This window comes from Streptomyces tamarix (genome assembly GCF_032423885.1).
In the GTDB taxonomy this organism is placed as follows: Bacteria; Actinomycetota; Actinomycetes; order Streptomycetales; family Streptomycetaceae; genus Streptomyces; species Streptomyces tamarix.
Window position 1 is genome coordinate 61226 of sequence record NZ_JAWCTQ010000021.1, and the last position, 13405, is coordinate 74630.

A 13405-nucleotide genomic window follows, 5' to 3' on the forward strand; every position below is an offset into this window, starting at 1 on the left:
GTTATCGGGTGGCTACTATGCGCCGTAGTTGATCACTTCCATGGCGCACGTGGCGTCTGCTGCCGCCTCTTCGCATCATGCACACGCGTCGCGACGCGACGAGCTGAGCACCGTCCTCTTCGCCGGCGCCGAGACCACCGCCTCCTCGCTGGCATGGGCCTTCCACGAGCTGGCCCGGCGCCCGGACGTGGAGGCCGAGCTGGTGGCCGAGATCGAGGAGGTCGTCGGCGACCGGCCCGTGGAGATCGGGGACGTGCCGAAGCTGACCGCCGTCCGCCGCGTGCTCGACGAGGTGATCCGCCTCCACGGCGTCACCCTGCTGATGCGCCGTGCCACCGCCCCCGTCGAACTGGGCGGCCGCCGCATCCCGCAGGGCGCGGAGGTCGCCTTCAGCCTGTACGCCATGCACCGGGACCCCGACCTGTACCCCGACCCGGACCGGTTCGACCCGGACCGCTGGCTGCCGGAGCGCCGCGCCTCCGTCGAGCGGCACGCGTACGTCCCGTTCGGCGCCGGCAACCGCAAGTGCATCGGTGACGCGTTCGTCTGGACGGAGGCGACGATCGCCCTGGCGACCATCCTCGCCTCGTGGCGGCTGCGGCCCGTGCCCGGGCACGCCCCCCGCGAGGTGCCCTCCGCGGTGGCCCACCCCGACCGCGTCCCGATGGTCGTCGAGCCGCGCCGCGGCTGAAGCGCCGCACGCGCCCCGCGCCCGGAGGCCCGGCCGCGTCCCCACGGGGACCGGCCGGGCCCCGCGCGGCGCCGATCGCGCCCGCCCCGCCGGACCGGACGGCCCGGTCCCCCGCCGTCTCCGCCCCGCGGGCCGGTGGCCCCGGCGGCGTTCCCGCGGGCGTGCGGGGCGGGCACCACCACCGGCCGGGGGTGACCGGTCGTCAGGAACGCCCGTCCGCGGGCCGTTCGGCGGGCCGGGTGCCCAGGATCCACAGCCGGCCGCGTTCGACGGTGAACTCGACGGCGCCCACGTCGCCGCAGCGGTCGCCCAGCCGCCGCAGGTGCGCGCGCAGCTCCGCGTACGCGGCCGGGGCGAGCCGGCCCAACTCCTCCAGCGGCAGCGGCTCCCGCATCCCCGCGGTGACGTCCTCGCCCTGCGCGTCCGGCAGGTAGGCGCCGTACGCGCCCGGCCCGCCGGTCGCCGGGTCGCGGGTGAAGGCGACGCCGCTGCCGGAGCCGGCGCCCCGGTTGCCGAACACCATCGTCTGGACGGTCACGGCCGTGCCGAGGTCGTCGGGGACGCCCGCGCGGTGCCGCCGGGCCCGCGCCGGCCCGGAGTTCCACGAGGCGAACGCGGCCCGCACCGCCCGGTGCAACTGCTCCGCGGGGTCCTGCGGGAAGTCCTCACCGGTCCGCTCCTTGACGAGGTCCTTGTACGTCTCGACGACCCGGATCAGGTCGCAGGCGTCCAACCGCCCGTCCGCCACGTGGTGCTGGACCCCCACCCGCTGCCGGACCCCTTCGAACAGCTCCGGCTCCACGCCCATCACGGCCGTGCCGAACCGCTCGACGAGGCGGCGGTAGGAGTCCCACGCGAACCGCTCCCGCGTCGGAGTTCCGGCCAGCCCCAGGACCGCGTAGTCGTTCAGCCCCACGTCCAGGACGGTCTCCGGCGCCCCCGGCACCGGCGGTCGCGCCCCGGGGCGGACCGACAGCAGCAGCGGGTCGTCCACCTGCCCCAGCCGCCGTCCCGCCGCGCGCTCCAGCCGTGCCAGGTGCTCCGACACCTCCCCCTCCAGCTCCGGCGGAGGGGCGCCCGTCGCGGCGTGCACGCGGCACGCCTCGGCCGAGACCGTGAACCCCGCCGGCACGGGCAGGCCCATCCGCGCCAGCTCGGCCAGGGCGGCGCCCTTGGCGCCCAGCAGGCCGGCCCGGTCCCGGCCGCCCTCGGTGAAGTCGTACACGTAGCGGACCATGGCAGTGCGCCCTCCAGGATCGGCCGGACCGGTCGTGCCACCACGACCAGCGTGCCACCCCCGCCCCGGACCGGCCCGGGCGGAGCGGCTCACCCGTGCGGGACCACCGCCACCGGGGACGGCGCGTGGTGCAGGACCGCGTGCGCCACCGACCCGATCCGCGGCCCCACCGGCGCCTGTCGCACCCGGCGGCCGACCACCGTCAACCCCGCCCGCGACACGGCCGACAGCAGCACCTGTCCGCCGCTGCCCAGTTCGACGTGCTCGGTCACCGGCACGTCCGGATACCGTTCCCGCCACGGCGCCAGCGCGTCGGCCAGCGCCTTGCGCTCGAACGGCTCCAGGCCGCCCGCCTCGTCGGCCAGCGCCATCGAACCGGGGCTGTACGCGTACAGCGACGGCAGGCTCCACGCCCGCACCGCGCGCACGCCCACGCCCCGAGCCGCCGCCGCCGCGAACGCGAACCCGAGCACCGCCGCGCTCTCCTCGGGCCCGCCCTGCTGCCCGACGACGACCTCACCCCTCCCCGGGCCCGCCGACGGCCCGGCCCCGTCGCCGCGCGGGGCGCGCACCGCCACCACGGGGCAGACCGACGCGGCGATCACCTGTTGCCCGTACGAACCGAGCAGGAACCCGAGGAGCGCCCCGCGCCCGCGCGAGCCGACCACCAGCATCTCCGCGGTCCCGCCGGCCTCCAGCAGCGCGGGCACCGGGGCGTCCGCCACCAGGTGGGAGGTCACCGGCACGTCCGGGTGGAGGCGGCGCACCTCCGCCTCCGCCTCGTCAAGGACCCCCTGCGCACGCCGCGCCTCCGCCTCCCGGTCCTGATCCGGCGGTACGTCGAGGGGCTGCCACAGCCAGGCGTGCACGAGCCGCAGGGGCAGCCCGCGCAGCGCGGCCTCCCGCGCCGCCCAGGCGGCAGCGGCGAGGCTCTCGGGCGAGCCGTCCACCCCCGCCGTGATCGCTCGGGTCATCGGGGCCTGCGCCATGGGTCCTCCTCCGTACGTCGCGCCGCGGCGCCGGTCCTGCTCCCGCCCGGCGCGAACGGCTCCCGGGCCGCGGGCGTGACCGGGAGGCCCGACTTCCCCGCCGGACCGGCCCCAAACCGGCCCCCGCCCGGCCGGCCCCGCCTCCCGGGTCGTCCCGGCGGCCGGGTCGGGTGGATCCTGGAGGCAGGACCGGCGCCCCACCGGTCCACGGCCGTCCGACGCGTCGAGGAGGCACATCATGACCCGGACGCTGGAGTGGAAGATCAACATGGATCTGCTGGAGGACGAGGGCACCACCGAGGCGCGTGCCGTCCTCGACACCGGCGAGTCGACGATCACCGGCCGCGGCTCCGCCCGGCGCAGCCCGGAGGACGAGGACGTCCCGCTGATCGGCGACGAGCTGGCCGCCAGCCGCGCGATGAGCGACCTCGCCCGGCAGTTGATGCGCCTGGCGTACAGGGACATCGGCGAGGCGGGCGCCGGGATGTCCGCCGAGGAGGACCGGGACGCCCCGTACGGCTGGACGACGCCGGCCCGCTGAGTCGCCGCGCCGCGCTGACCCACCGGTCCGGACGCGGCGCGCGAGGGGCCGCCCGGCCGCTCCACGCGCCGCCGGGCGGCCCCTCACGCGCGTAGACGCCCGCCGGTGATGGAGACATCGCCGGGACCGGCTGCGGCGGCCCCACCACGCGCGTAGACGTCCGCGTGGAGGGGTGGCCCCGAGGGATGGGCGCCCGCGCGGAGGGGCGGCCCCTAGGGGACGGGCGCCCGGACGGACGGGCGGCCGCGTCCCGTCAGGTCGCCACGGCCTCCGTGTCGTCGGTCTCGTAGGCGAGCCGGTCGTCCACCGCCACGACCCCGTCGACCGTCTCGCACAGCCGCACCAGGATCGGGACGAGGCTCTTGCGTTCGAGAGTGCCGCTGAGCGTCACCGTCCCGTCGTTGACGTCGACCGTGACGGCGGACGGCGGCAGCCCCAGCGTGCGGGTGACCACGTCCTCCAGGATCTCCTCCTGGATCGCCCGGTCGCGCCGCAGGAACAGCTGGATCAGGTCGCTGCGGCTGAGCACCCCGATGAGCCGCCCCGGGGCGTCCACCACGGGCAGCCGCTTGATGTGGTGCCGCTCCATCACCCGGGCCGCCTCGACCGCGCTCCACTCCGGCCGCGCCACCACGGCCGGGCTGGTCATCAGCCCCTCGGCGGTGCTCGGCCCCTGCCCCCCGGAGGTGTGCCGGCGCAGCAGGTCCGCCTCCGACACGACACCGACCGGCCGCTCGTCCTCGTCGACCACGGGCACGGCCGTGATGCCGTATTCGTCGAGCAGCCGCGCGATCTCCTTGAAGGAGGTGCCGGGCTGCACGGCCACGGCCTCCGGTGTCATCAGATCGGCCACGCTGCGGTGCCTCATCGTTCGCCTTCCCCTTCCGTAGGCCCCCATCCGAGCATGCGGGACACCGGGCCCGGCGCCCGGCACGCCACGGCGCGCCCCGGGAAGGGGGAGGGCCGCGGACCGGCGCGCACCCTCCCCGCCCCTGGGGGCACGGCCCGCGCGGCGCCCGGAGGGGCCGCCGTCAGAGCACGCCGCTGCCATGCGGCGCGTACATGTCGAGCAGCCGCACCCGCGTCGCCTGCAACCGGTGGGAGAGCACCTGCCCCACCCACTGCGTCAGGGCGTACCCGAACGCGGTCTCCGCCTCGCACAGGTCCCGCACCACCGCCGCGTCGAACTCGTGGGCGCGCACCAGGCTCATCGCCTCCGCGCCCAGCTCCCACTCGTACGGCGGGAACATCCACGACAGGCCGACCAGCTCACCGTGGCCGAGCATCTCGATCACGGCCGGGCGCGGACTGCCCGGCACCCGCGAGTCCAGGTTGACGGCGCCCGTCCGGACGATCCAGAACCGGTTCGCCGGCCGGTGCTCGTCGAAGAGCCGGTGCCCCGGCTCGAACGCCACCTCCCTGGAGAGGGCCATCAGCCGCTCGCGGTGCGGAGCCGGCAAGGTGTTGATCCTCGGCGCTCTGGTCATGTGAACCTCCTGGTGAACCCGCGCACCAAGCGTCGTCCGCCGAGCCGCCGGACGGCGGGGCCGACCGGGCGCCGGCGGAGGGCCGACGGGCCCCGTTCGAACCTCCGCCCGGTACGGCGGTGTCTTTCGAGCCTACTCACCACCGGCCCGCGGGGCTCCACCGTGCGGGTGCCGGACGCCGCGACTACCGTGATGCCATGCCCGGACCCGAGCGCCCCAGGGGCGGCATCGGCCTCCGCGTCGCCGCCCGCCGCGAACAGCTCGGGCTGTCCCGCGAGGAGGTCGCCCTGCGCACGGGGTCGGCACCCGGCTACGTCCAGTACCTGGAGGAGCAGCCCGCCGTCCCCGGCATGGGCTTCCTGCTGCGGCTCGCCGACGCCCTGGAGACCACCGTCGGCGCCCTCGTCGGGGGCGCCGACGGCCTGCCGCACGGCGCCGGCCACGCGGCCTACCGCCCCGAGCTGGTCGAGCTGGGCCCCGACGAGTGCTGGGAGCTGCTCGGCGCCCGCGGGGTGGGCCGCGTCGCCGTCACCACGCACGAGGGCCCGGCCATCCTGCCCGTCGACTACGTCGTCACCGGCGCCGAGGTCGCGTTCCGGACCTCCTCCGAACCGCTCCCGGGCCGGGCCGCGGGCGGCGAGGTCGCCTTCGAGGCGGACCGCGTCGACGAGGCGTTCGGCCAGGGCTGGAGCGTCCTCCTCGTCGGCGCGGCCCGCGCCGTCACCGAACCCGGCGCGGTCCGGGCGCTGGAGGAGCGGGCGCCCACCGCGCCGTGGGCCGGTGCCGGGCGGGACCTGTGGATCGCCCTCGCCCCGACCCGCGTCAGCGGCCGGCGCGTCCGCGTCCGCCGCGCCGGCCGGACGCCCGGCGCGCCCGGCACCTGACCGCCCCCGCGCGGACGGAGCCGGCCCCGACCGGAGGCCGGAGGGTTCCGGACCCGCGCGGACGAGGAACCCGCTCCCGCGGGACCGGTGCGCGGTCCGCGCGAGCCCCTCAGGAGGAGCCATGAACCACGACACGACCAGGGCGCCGGTCATCGCCGGTGTCGACGGTTCCCCCCGGGCCGGGGCCGCCGCCTTGTGGGCGGCCGCCGAGGCGTACCGGCGCCGGCAGCCGCTGCACCTCGTGCACGCCACCGGTACGGAGGGCCGCGCGGCCGGCGAGATTGCCGAGCGGGCCCGCGCGGTCGGCCACGAACTGCTCGCACGGGCGGCGGGCACGGTCGCGGGACGGTTCCCGGACGTGACCGTCGTGCGCCGCCTCGCCCCCGGCGACGCCGTCCGCGCGCTGCGCGACGAAGCCGGTGCGGAGGGCACCGTCGTCGTCGGCCACCGGGGCCGCGGCGGCTTCGGCGAGCTGCTGCTGGGCTCCGTCGGCCTCGGCGTCGCCTCGCACGCCGAGGTGCCCGTCGTCGTGGTGCGCGGCGAACGCGACCACGCCGCCACCGGGGTCGTCGTCGCCTGCGTACGCGACGAACGCGACCACGCGTGGGCGCGGCACGCCGCCCGCGAGGCCGAGCTGCGCCGCGCGGCCCTGCGCCTCGTCACCGTCTGGAACCCGCTCCTCCCCACGGAGTACGCGCCGACCACGCTCGACGACGTCGACGGCATCGCCCGGCAGCGGCTGCGCGCGGCGCAGGGCCTCGCCGACGCGATCCGCGGCGAGTTCGCCGGGCTGACCGTCACCGTCGAGGCGGAGGGGGGCCACTCCACCGCCGGTCTGCTCGTCCGGGCGTCGCGGGAGGCGGACCTGGTCGCCGTCGGCGCGCACCGTCCCCCGGCCGGCACCGGCGGGGGCACCGGACCCGTCGTCCACGCGCTGCTGCACCACGCGCACTGCCCCGTCGAGATCGTTCCGCGCGAACCCCGTGCCGGGCGGGAGCACTGACGCGCCGGGCGGGTACACGGGGGAGGGCACCGGGTACCGGACGGCACGTCGCACCGGAGGTGGTCTCCATGGCATCCGGGAGGGACGAGGACCGCCTCCTCGCCGAGATCGAAAGGCTCCTCGCGCGGGAAGACCCCGGTCTGGACGCCCGCATGTCCGCGCTCACCCGACGGCTCGCCGGAGACCCGGCCGCCCCCGCCGCCGGTGCCGTGCGGTGGGAGGGGTCGGCCCGCGACGGTGAACGCGGCACCGGATGCGGCACCGGACGCGACGGCGGGAAGCGCCGCGGGCGGCGGGACGGCCGCCGGGACCGGCGCAAGGTCCTGGCCCTGGTCGCCGTCGTGATCGCCGTCGTCGGGCTGGTCCTCACCGCGCTCCTCACCCAGCCGTCCGGCTCGGGCGGCGGCACCGCCCCGGTCTCCCCGGCCGGGCAGCCCGCCACGAGGGTTCCGAGGGCCTGACGGCACCGGCCCGGCCGGTCACCCGGCGGCCGGCTCCCCTCCGCGCGCACCGTCGCCCGGCCCGCCGCGGGCCCCGCCGGCCCCCGGGGCCTTTCCGGCCTCCGGTCCGTCCGGCAGTTCGGGCAGCAGCAGGAGCAGGTCCGGCAGCGCGCACACCCGTACGTGCGGCGACAACCCCGCCAGCAGCGCGACGACCTCCGGCCGGGCGTCCGCCGCGCGCGCGGCCGCGCACAGGTCGTCCCTCCCGACCCAGCCCGACCCGAACGCCCCCCGGGTGCAAGCGGTGATCTCCTGCCGCGTCACCGTCGACATGGCCGCCGTCCCTCCCGTCACCACCGTGCTCCGTCACTCACCGCGATCGTACCCTCACGCGCAGCGGGCGGCCGGGACTCTCGTCCGATGGACGGGTTAACGCCCGGCGGCCGGTGCCCGTCGGGTCCGGTAAGGGGCGCGGAATTCGGGCAACCACCGTGTGGTGGCACGGTTCTGACTTGCCTTCAGACTCCACGGCTGCGTTAGATTGGTGCCGCTCGCCGACCCCGCCGCGCACGGCCAAGGGGCGGCGCGGGAGCCGCCCCCGGCGGCCGCATCCGACCATCACGCACCACCACGCCGCCAACCTTCACGCGCGCTCACACTGGGGGAGCCATGGCTGACGACGTCACCCGCACCGAGATCGCCGACCACCTGGCCGCCGTCTTCGCCAACGGCGCGGTCAGCCGGAGCGACCTGCTGATCGCCGCCGCCGGAGCCCGCCCCGAGGTCCGCGAGGTCCTCGAACGGCTGCCCGACCGCCGTTACACCGAACTGCGGCAGGTGTGGGAGGACCTGCCGACCCTTCCCGTCGGAATCTGAGACCGGGCCGAGAGCCCCGGGAACCCCGAGAGTACGGAGCGACAACGAACATGGCCGTCTTCATGCTGCGGCTGGCCCACGGAGAGGACACCGTCGTCGAGGCGGACGCCGCGGGGCGCACCGCCACGGGCGAGATCGTGCTGGAGCGCACCGACCGGCACGGCAGGTCCGAGCGGGTGCGCACCTACCGGGCCGACACGGTCACCGCCGTCTACCGCCGGGGCCCCGCCGAAGGCGGCCCGTACCGCTGGATCCCGCAGCCCCCGGACGGCACCTGGTGGTGCTACTGATCCGCGCCCGCACCCGCGCCCGGTTCCGCGCCCGCTAGCCGCGGGCCCGGTGCGCGGCCTCCGCGACGTCCCGGGCCCGCGACGGGGTGAGCCGCAGCAGGTACGCGGTCCCGCCGAGCACCGCGCGGACGACCCCCCGCGGCACGTACCAGGGCTCCACCACCCGCACCTCCGACAGCGGCGCGCTGTCGATCTCGCTGCCCCTGCTGTTCAGCAGGGTCAGCCGGCCCTCCGCCACCCGGACCCCGCCGGCCGTCGTCAACTGGCGCCACCCCCGCCGGATGGGCACGCCCCGCTCCTCGAAATCCCGTCTGGCCACGCTGCGCCCCCAGTCACCCACACGCCGGCCTCTGGGGGACCATACCCGCGCCAGGACGGCGAGAAATGCACCCCGCGCACCCGTCCGTGCGGACCCCGCCCGCCCGCGGCGCGGGCATCCAACAGAGCGAACTGTTTGGCCGGTCCGCCGCATGCGCCCGCCGCGTCGGCGGCAGGCTGGGGCCACGGCCGGCGAACGGCGGCCACGGCGACAGGGAGGGCGCGACCGCATGGACGGCACGAAGGACACCGACGGCGCGAAGGACACCGACGGGCTCCACGGAGCGGGTGACCCCGCCGACCGCGTACCCGCCTACCGGCAGATCCGCGTGGCCACCCCCGAGCAGCCGGTGGCCGCGCTGGCCGACACCGAGGCGTGGCTCGCCCGCGACGCCTACCCCCGGCTGATGTCCGCGGGGGCGCCCCTCTTCGGCGTCGTGCGCGAACGGGCCGGCGGCGGCTGGGAGGTCCTCGGGTCCTTCCTCGACCAGGCGCCGCAGGAGGCCCGCGACGCGATGGGCTCCGAGTTCCGGCGGAGCGCCCAGGAGGCGCGGGAGGCGGGGGACGAGGACGCGTACGCCGCCTGCATGAGCGCTGCCGAGCGCATGGAGTGGGAGGCCCTCGACGAGCTGACCGTCGTCGGCGTCCGCCACCGGATCGCCCGCGCCGAGTGCTTCATCCGCTCCGGGCCCGACGGGCCCGAGCCGCCCCGCCCCTCCGACCCCGACCCGGCGCTCCCCGGACGGTCGCACGAGGGGCCCCGCCCCACCGAGGGGTACGTCCTCGACCCCATCCGGCCCACCGGCATGTCCGAGGGCGTCCTCAAGGTCGACCTGCTGGCCCTCGTCCGCAAGGCGGGCACCGTCCCCGAGGACGTCCGCGCGGACTCCCTGCGGGCCGCCGAGACCCACCCCGGCGGCGTCCTGCTGCCGCCCCTGTTCATGACGGCCGAGTACGAGCGGGGCCTCTGGCGGCCCGGTTCGGTCGGCGGCGACTCCCCGCAGCGGGCCCGCGACCACCTCGCCTTCAGGCTGCGCGTCATGATCCCCTGGGAGGAGCGCCTCACCCCCGAGGCCCGTGCCCCCTACCTGACGGCCGCCGAGCGGTTCGAGGCCCACCCGGCCGACGAACTGGAGGTCGAGGGCCGCCGCTTCCGGATCGTGCGCGTCGAACGGCTCGTGCGGTTCGGCCCCGACGGCCCGGAGGGCCCGCGCCCCTCCGACCCCGACCCGCAGCCGCCCGTCATGGTCCAGGAGCAGCGGCTGCGCGCCCAGGGGCTGCTCCCGGACGACGAGGACGAGGACGCGCCGATCGAGCTCGACGAGGACACCCAGCGCCTCGCCGACCTGTTCCACGAGGAGGAGGCCCGCATCCGGGCGTCCCGGGAGCGGTGACCGCGCTGCGCGCCGGCGCCCGGCGCGGACGGGCCGGCCCTCGGCGAGCCGGTCCCGACGCGATCCGGTACGGCTCCGCCCCGACGCACGTCCGGCTCCTCACGACCGGGGCCCGACCCGCGAGGTGCCCGACCGCAGCGCCTCGCCGCACCTGCGGTACGCGACGACCGCCGACGAGGGCGGCCGGGTGCCGTTCCTCGCCGCCCGGCTCGCCGGGCGGTGGGGGCGCCCGCCACATCGGGAAGGGCGAGGCCATCCGGGCCGAGCAGCCGCCCCGGAGCCGGCGCGTACGGTACCGGGCCCGGCGCCGGGCCGTTCCTCGACGGGCTCGGCGCGGATCCCCGTGGGCGGCGCCGGGACGCACTAGGCTCGGCGGCCGTGTTCACTTCCGGCGGACCCACCCTCGGGGAGCTGGCCGTACAGGCGCTCTCGTCGCTCGAACGCGGCTACGACCTGCTCGCCCCCAAGTTCGACGCCACCCCCTTCCGCACCCCCGACGCCGTCCTGGACGCCGTGGCCGAAGCGCTGCGGCCCTTGGGGCCGTTCGGGTCCGGGCTCGACGTGTGCTGCGGCACCGGGGCGGGCACGGCCCTCCTGCGGGAGCTGTGCCGGGAGCGGGTGACCGGGGTGGACCTGAGCGCCGGGATGCTCGCCCGGGCCCGGGAGGCCCAGGAGGCGCGCCCGCCGGAGCCGGGCCTGCCGGAGCCGGAGTGGGTGCGCGCCGACGTACGGGCGCTGCCGTTCCGCGCGGAGTTCGACCTCGCCGTCAGCTTCGGGGCGTTCGGGCACTTCCTGCCCGCCGAGCGGCCGGGCCTCTTCGCGCGGGTGCACGCCGCCCTGCGGCCGGGCGGGCTGTTCGCGTTCCCCGTGGCGGCGCCGCCACGGGTGGGCTCGCCGGCGTACTGGGCGCTGTGGGGCTTCGACGCGGCGATGCGGGTCCGCAACGCGTTGTGGCGGCCGCGCTTCGTGATGTACTACCGCACCTTCCGGCTCCCCGACGTGGTCACCGACCTGCGCCGGACGGGTTTCGCCGTGGAGCGGGCGGCGCTGCCCGCGCTGGGCGTGCGCGAGGACGGGTCGCCCCGCTGCCGCCTGCTCGTGGCACGCCGCCCCGGCTGACGCGGGGCGGCGTCGTGGAGGGGACGGTCCCTCGGGTCACGAACCCTTGCCGACCTCCTTGTTGATCGCCGCGGGGGAGTCGTACTCCTTGTCGGGCATGGACTTCAGCGCGTCCATGACCTTCTTGCCGGCGCCGTGCTCCTCCGCCTGCCTGACGATCTCGTCCTTGGAGGCGGGGTAGCTGACGCCGCCCAGGTTCTTCTGCATCTCGATGGGGTTCACAGCCATGGCCGGCGAGTACCGCACGCACGGATCGTCACACCACTCGGCGCTCCGCAGGGCGAACCCATCACGGTTGCATCACAATGTCGTGTGAAGGTCGGTCAGTGCGGGCATATCCCGCGCGGGAGCGATGTCCCGGTCCGGGACGCCGTCGCGTCACCCGACCTCTTCGCACCACCTCCACGGGAGAAGCGCCTCGCCGCCCTCCCCTCTCACCTCATGGCGTCGGAAAGGCAGGTACGTCCATGCTGTTGGCGCATCCCGCTGTGCTTCGAGAGCTCGTTGCCCGGTACGAATCCCTCTGCGCCGCCGCGCAGGAACACGCGATCGCCCCGGATCTGCAACGCCGCCTGGACGACGTGACGTACACGCTCTGCGTGACGACCGGCACCCGGACCCTGGAGCACGCGCTCACGGCCGCACGGGCCAGGCTGGCGACCGTGGCGGCCGGCTGAGGGGAGGCAGGGTTCGGCGGCCCCGGCCCAGGGGTAGACCGGGGCCGCCGGCGGGTGCCCACAGGGGAGAGCGGAACACCCGGCAGCGAACACGCGGGGCGGCGCGAGGAGGGAGCGCCGCCCGGCCGTGTTCGGTCAGCGGGCACCGCATCGCACCTATCGGTGCTGCGGTGTCGTGCGAGCAGTACATATATATACCGTCGAGTAGGCAAGGGCATGAAAAATTTCATGCTCGCCGGTGGCCGAAAAAAATCGGTGCCGCCCGACCGTACCGGGCCCACCGAAACCCCCGCCGAAGCGCCGGACGCCACCGTCCGCGCCGGCTCGTCCTCAGTCGTCGATGAAGAAGTCGTGCTGCGCCGCGACCTGCTCGTACCCTTCCAGCCGCGCCTGCGTACGCTCCGGTTCGGCGTCCGCCATCGCCTGGAGCACCGCCGCCGACAGCACCCCCGGCGCCGCGTAGGAGTCGAACACGAGCCGCGAACCGGCCGGGGCGGTCAGCGTCACGTCCGCCTCCTCCACCAGCGGCCCCATGGTCAGGTCGGTGATCAGGGCCACGCGCAGCCCCGTGCTCCGCGCCGCCCGCACCGCCGCCAGCGTCTCGTTCGCGTGCCGCGGCATCGCGTACGCCAGCACCCACGAGCCGCCCGCCTCCCGCGCCTGGAGCAGCGTGTCGTACGCGACGCTCCCGCCGCGCGTCACCACCCGGACATCGGGGTGGATGCGCCGCGCCGCGTACGCGAAGTACTCCGCCAGCGACACCGAGATCCGCAGCCCCACCACCGTCAGGGGAACGGAACGAGCCAGTCGCCGCCCCACCTCCAGCACCCGTCCCGGATCGGCCAGAACGCGCCGCAGGCCCTCCAGGTTCTCGATCTCCGCGTCGACCGCCGCCTGGAGCTCGTTGCGCCGGTCCTCCTCCCGGGAGTCCGCCGCCCCCGCCACCGCGCTCAGCGCGATCGGCTGCAGTGCCTCCCGCAGCGCCGGGAAGCCGGCGTACCCCAGCGACGTCGCGAACCGCGTCACCGACGGCTGGCTCACCCCGGCGCGGTCCGCGAGCTCCGTGATCGACAGGAACGCGGCCTCCGTCAGGTGGTCCACCAGGTACTGCGCGATGCGCCGCTGCCCCGGGGACAGCCGGTGGCCGGTGAACAGGGCCCTCACCCGCTCCGCGGGGGTCGGCTTCGGCTCCCGGGCCTGCCGCCCCGGCGTGATCGCGGCCGCCTGCGCGCGTGCCTGCTGCCCGGATGGCACGATCCGCCTCCTTCTCGTCCCAATTCCGCACAACATAGCTCACGCCGGACCCGGGCCGGACGGGGCGAACGGCACCCCCACCGGAGTGCGCGGCGCCCCCCACCGGGCGCATCCTGACTGTGTGACCTGGTACGGCGCTCCCCGGCACGTCCCGCCCCGGCCGTCGGGGACGGACGAGGAGGGGAGCAGGACGGACGACGGCCGC

17 protein-coding genes and 1 pseudogene are annotated in these 13405 nt (G+C 76.6%); 10 read left to right on the forward strand and 8 right to left on the reverse strand.

Going from position 1 to position 13405, the window contains the following annotated elements:
- Positions 1 to 49 precede the first annotated feature (49 nt).
- Positions 50 to 691 (forward strand): cytochrome P450, encoded by a 642-nt coding sequence (locus tag RND61_RS18050; RefSeq protein WP_315879009.1) that lies wholly within the window; start codon positions 50 to 52, stop codon positions 689 to 691.
- Between the two features lie 214 nt (positions 692 to 905).
- On the opposite strand, the pseudogene RND61_RS18055 reads toward RND61_RS18050, so the two are convergent.
- Together RND61_RS18055 and RND61_RS18060 are read right to left on the reverse strand one after the other, a co-directional pair.
- Positions 906 to 1928, reverse strand: a pseudogene (locus tag RND61_RS18055) (PEP/pyruvate-binding domain-containing protein); the annotation flags it as partial.
- 89 nt (positions 1929 to 2017) lie between these two features.
- Positions 2018 to 2902: a universal stress protein gene (locus tag RND61_RS18060; RefSeq protein WP_315879060.1), complete on the reverse strand. Its 885-nt coding sequence runs from the start codon at positions 2900 to 2902 to the stop codon at positions 2018 to 2020.
- 253 nt (positions 2903 to 3155) lie between these two features.
- Between RND61_RS18060 and RND61_RS18065 the strand changes: the two genes are divergently transcribed.
- Positions 3156 to 3458: a DUF1876 domain-containing protein gene (locus tag RND61_RS18065; protein ID WP_315879010.1), complete on the forward strand. Its 303-nt coding sequence runs from the start codon at positions 3156 to 3158 to the stop codon at positions 3456 to 3458.
- A 253-nt stretch (positions 3459 to 3711) separates the two neighbouring features.
- Here the strand turns inward: RND61_RS18065 and RND61_RS18070 are convergent, their stop codons facing one another.
- The gene (locus RND61_RS18070) at positions 3712 to 4326 is read right to left on the reverse strand and encodes a CBS domain-containing protein (RefSeq protein WP_315879011.1); all 615 of its coding nucleotides are present in this window, start codon (positions 4324 to 4326) and stop codon (positions 3712 to 3714) included.
- Positions 4327 to 4489: 163 nt separating this feature from the next.
- Positions 4490 to 4945 (reverse strand): Crp/Fnr family transcriptional regulator, encoded by a 456-nt coding sequence (locus tag RND61_RS18075; RefSeq protein WP_315879012.1) that lies wholly within the window; start codon positions 4943 to 4945, stop codon positions 4490 to 4492.
- 197 nt (positions 4946 to 5142) lie between these two features.
- Between RND61_RS18075 and RND61_RS18080 the strand changes: the two genes are divergently transcribed.
- From RND61_RS18080 to RND61_RS18090, 3 genes are all read left to right on the forward strand, one after another.
- A complete protein-coding gene (locus tag RND61_RS18080) occupies positions 5143 to 5829 on the forward strand; it encodes a helix-turn-helix domain-containing protein (RefSeq protein WP_315879013.1) in 687 nt (228 codons plus the stop codon).
- Positions 5830 to 5950: 121 nt separating this feature from the next.
- Positions 5951 to 6832, forward strand: a complete 882-nt coding sequence (locus RND61_RS18085; RefSeq protein ID WP_315879014.1) for a universal stress protein — start codon at positions 5951 to 5953, stop codon at positions 6830 to 6832.
- Positions 6833 to 6900: 68 nt separating this feature from the next.
- Positions 6901 to 7293 carry a DUF3040 domain-containing protein gene (locus RND61_RS18090; RefSeq protein ID WP_315879015.1) on the forward strand — a complete coding sequence of 131 codons (393 nt, stop codon included), beginning with the start codon at positions 6901 to 6903 and terminating at the stop codon, positions 7291 to 7293.
- An 18-nt stretch (positions 7294 to 7311) separates the two neighbouring features.
- Here RND61_RS18090 and RND61_RS18095 read toward each other — a convergent pair whose 3' ends face one another.
- A complete protein-coding gene (locus RND61_RS18095) occupies positions 7312 to 7605 on the reverse strand; it encodes a hypothetical protein (RefSeq protein WP_315879016.1) in 294 nt (97 codons plus the stop codon).
- A 336-nt stretch (positions 7606 to 7941) separates the two neighbouring features.
- Here RND61_RS18095 and RND61_RS18100 point away from each other — a divergent pair, with 336 nt between their 5' ends.
- The gene (locus RND61_RS18100) at positions 7942 to 8148 is read left to right on the forward strand and encodes a hypothetical protein (protein ID WP_315879017.1); all 207 of its coding nucleotides are present in this window, start codon (positions 7942 to 7944) and stop codon (positions 8146 to 8148) included.
- Positions 8149 to 8198: 50 nt separating this feature from the next.
- Positions 8199 to 8438, forward strand: coding sequence for a hypothetical protein (locus RND61_RS18105; RefSeq protein WP_315879018.1), 240 nt, complete (start codon positions 8199 to 8201; stop codon positions 8436 to 8438).
- 34 nt (positions 8439 to 8472) lie between these two features.
- Here RND61_RS18105 and RND61_RS18110 read toward each other — a convergent pair whose 3' ends face one another.
- Positions 8473 to 8727 (reverse strand): hypothetical protein, encoded by a 255-nt coding sequence (locus tag RND61_RS18110; RefSeq protein ID WP_315879019.1) that lies wholly within the window; start codon positions 8725 to 8727, stop codon positions 8473 to 8475.
- A gap of 259 nt (positions 8728 to 8986) precedes the next feature.
- Here RND61_RS18110 and RND61_RS18115 point away from each other — a divergent pair, with 259 nt between their 5' ends.
- Together RND61_RS18115 and RND61_RS18120 are read left to right on the forward strand one after the other, a co-directional pair.
- Positions 8987 to 10150 carry a DUF5954 family protein gene (locus tag RND61_RS18115; RefSeq protein ID WP_315879020.1) on the forward strand — a complete coding sequence of 388 codons (1164 nt, stop codon included), beginning with the start codon at positions 8987 to 8989 and terminating at the stop codon, positions 10148 to 10150.
- Positions 10151 to 10528: 378 nt separating this feature from the next.
- Positions 10529 to 11269 carry a class I SAM-dependent methyltransferase gene (locus RND61_RS18120; RefSeq protein WP_315879021.1) on the forward strand — a complete coding sequence of 247 codons (741 nt, stop codon included), beginning with the start codon at positions 10529 to 10531 and terminating at the stop codon, positions 11267 to 11269.
- Positions 11270 to 11305: 36 nt separating this feature from the next.
- Here the strand turns inward: RND61_RS18120 and RND61_RS18125 are convergent, their stop codons facing one another.
- Complete coding sequence (locus tag RND61_RS18125) at positions 11306 to 11497, reverse strand: DUF2795 domain-containing protein (RefSeq protein ID WP_315879022.1); 192 nt, start codon at positions 11495 to 11497, stop codon at positions 11306 to 11308.
- 239 nt (positions 11498 to 11736) lie between these two features.
- On the opposite strand from RND61_RS18125, the gene RND61_RS18130 reads away from it, so the two are divergent.
- Complete coding sequence (locus tag RND61_RS18130) at positions 11737 to 11946, forward strand: DUF5133 domain-containing protein (protein ID WP_315879023.1); 210 nt, start codon at positions 11737 to 11739, stop codon at positions 11944 to 11946.
- A gap of 330 nt (positions 11947 to 12276) precedes the next feature.
- On the opposite strand, the gene RND61_RS18135 is transcribed toward RND61_RS18130, so the two are convergent.
- Positions 12277 to 13200, reverse strand: coding sequence for a MurR/RpiR family transcriptional regulator (locus RND61_RS18135; protein WP_315879024.1), 924 nt, complete (start codon positions 13198 to 13200; stop codon positions 12277 to 12279).
- Positions 13201 to 13405: the final 205 nt, after the last annotated feature.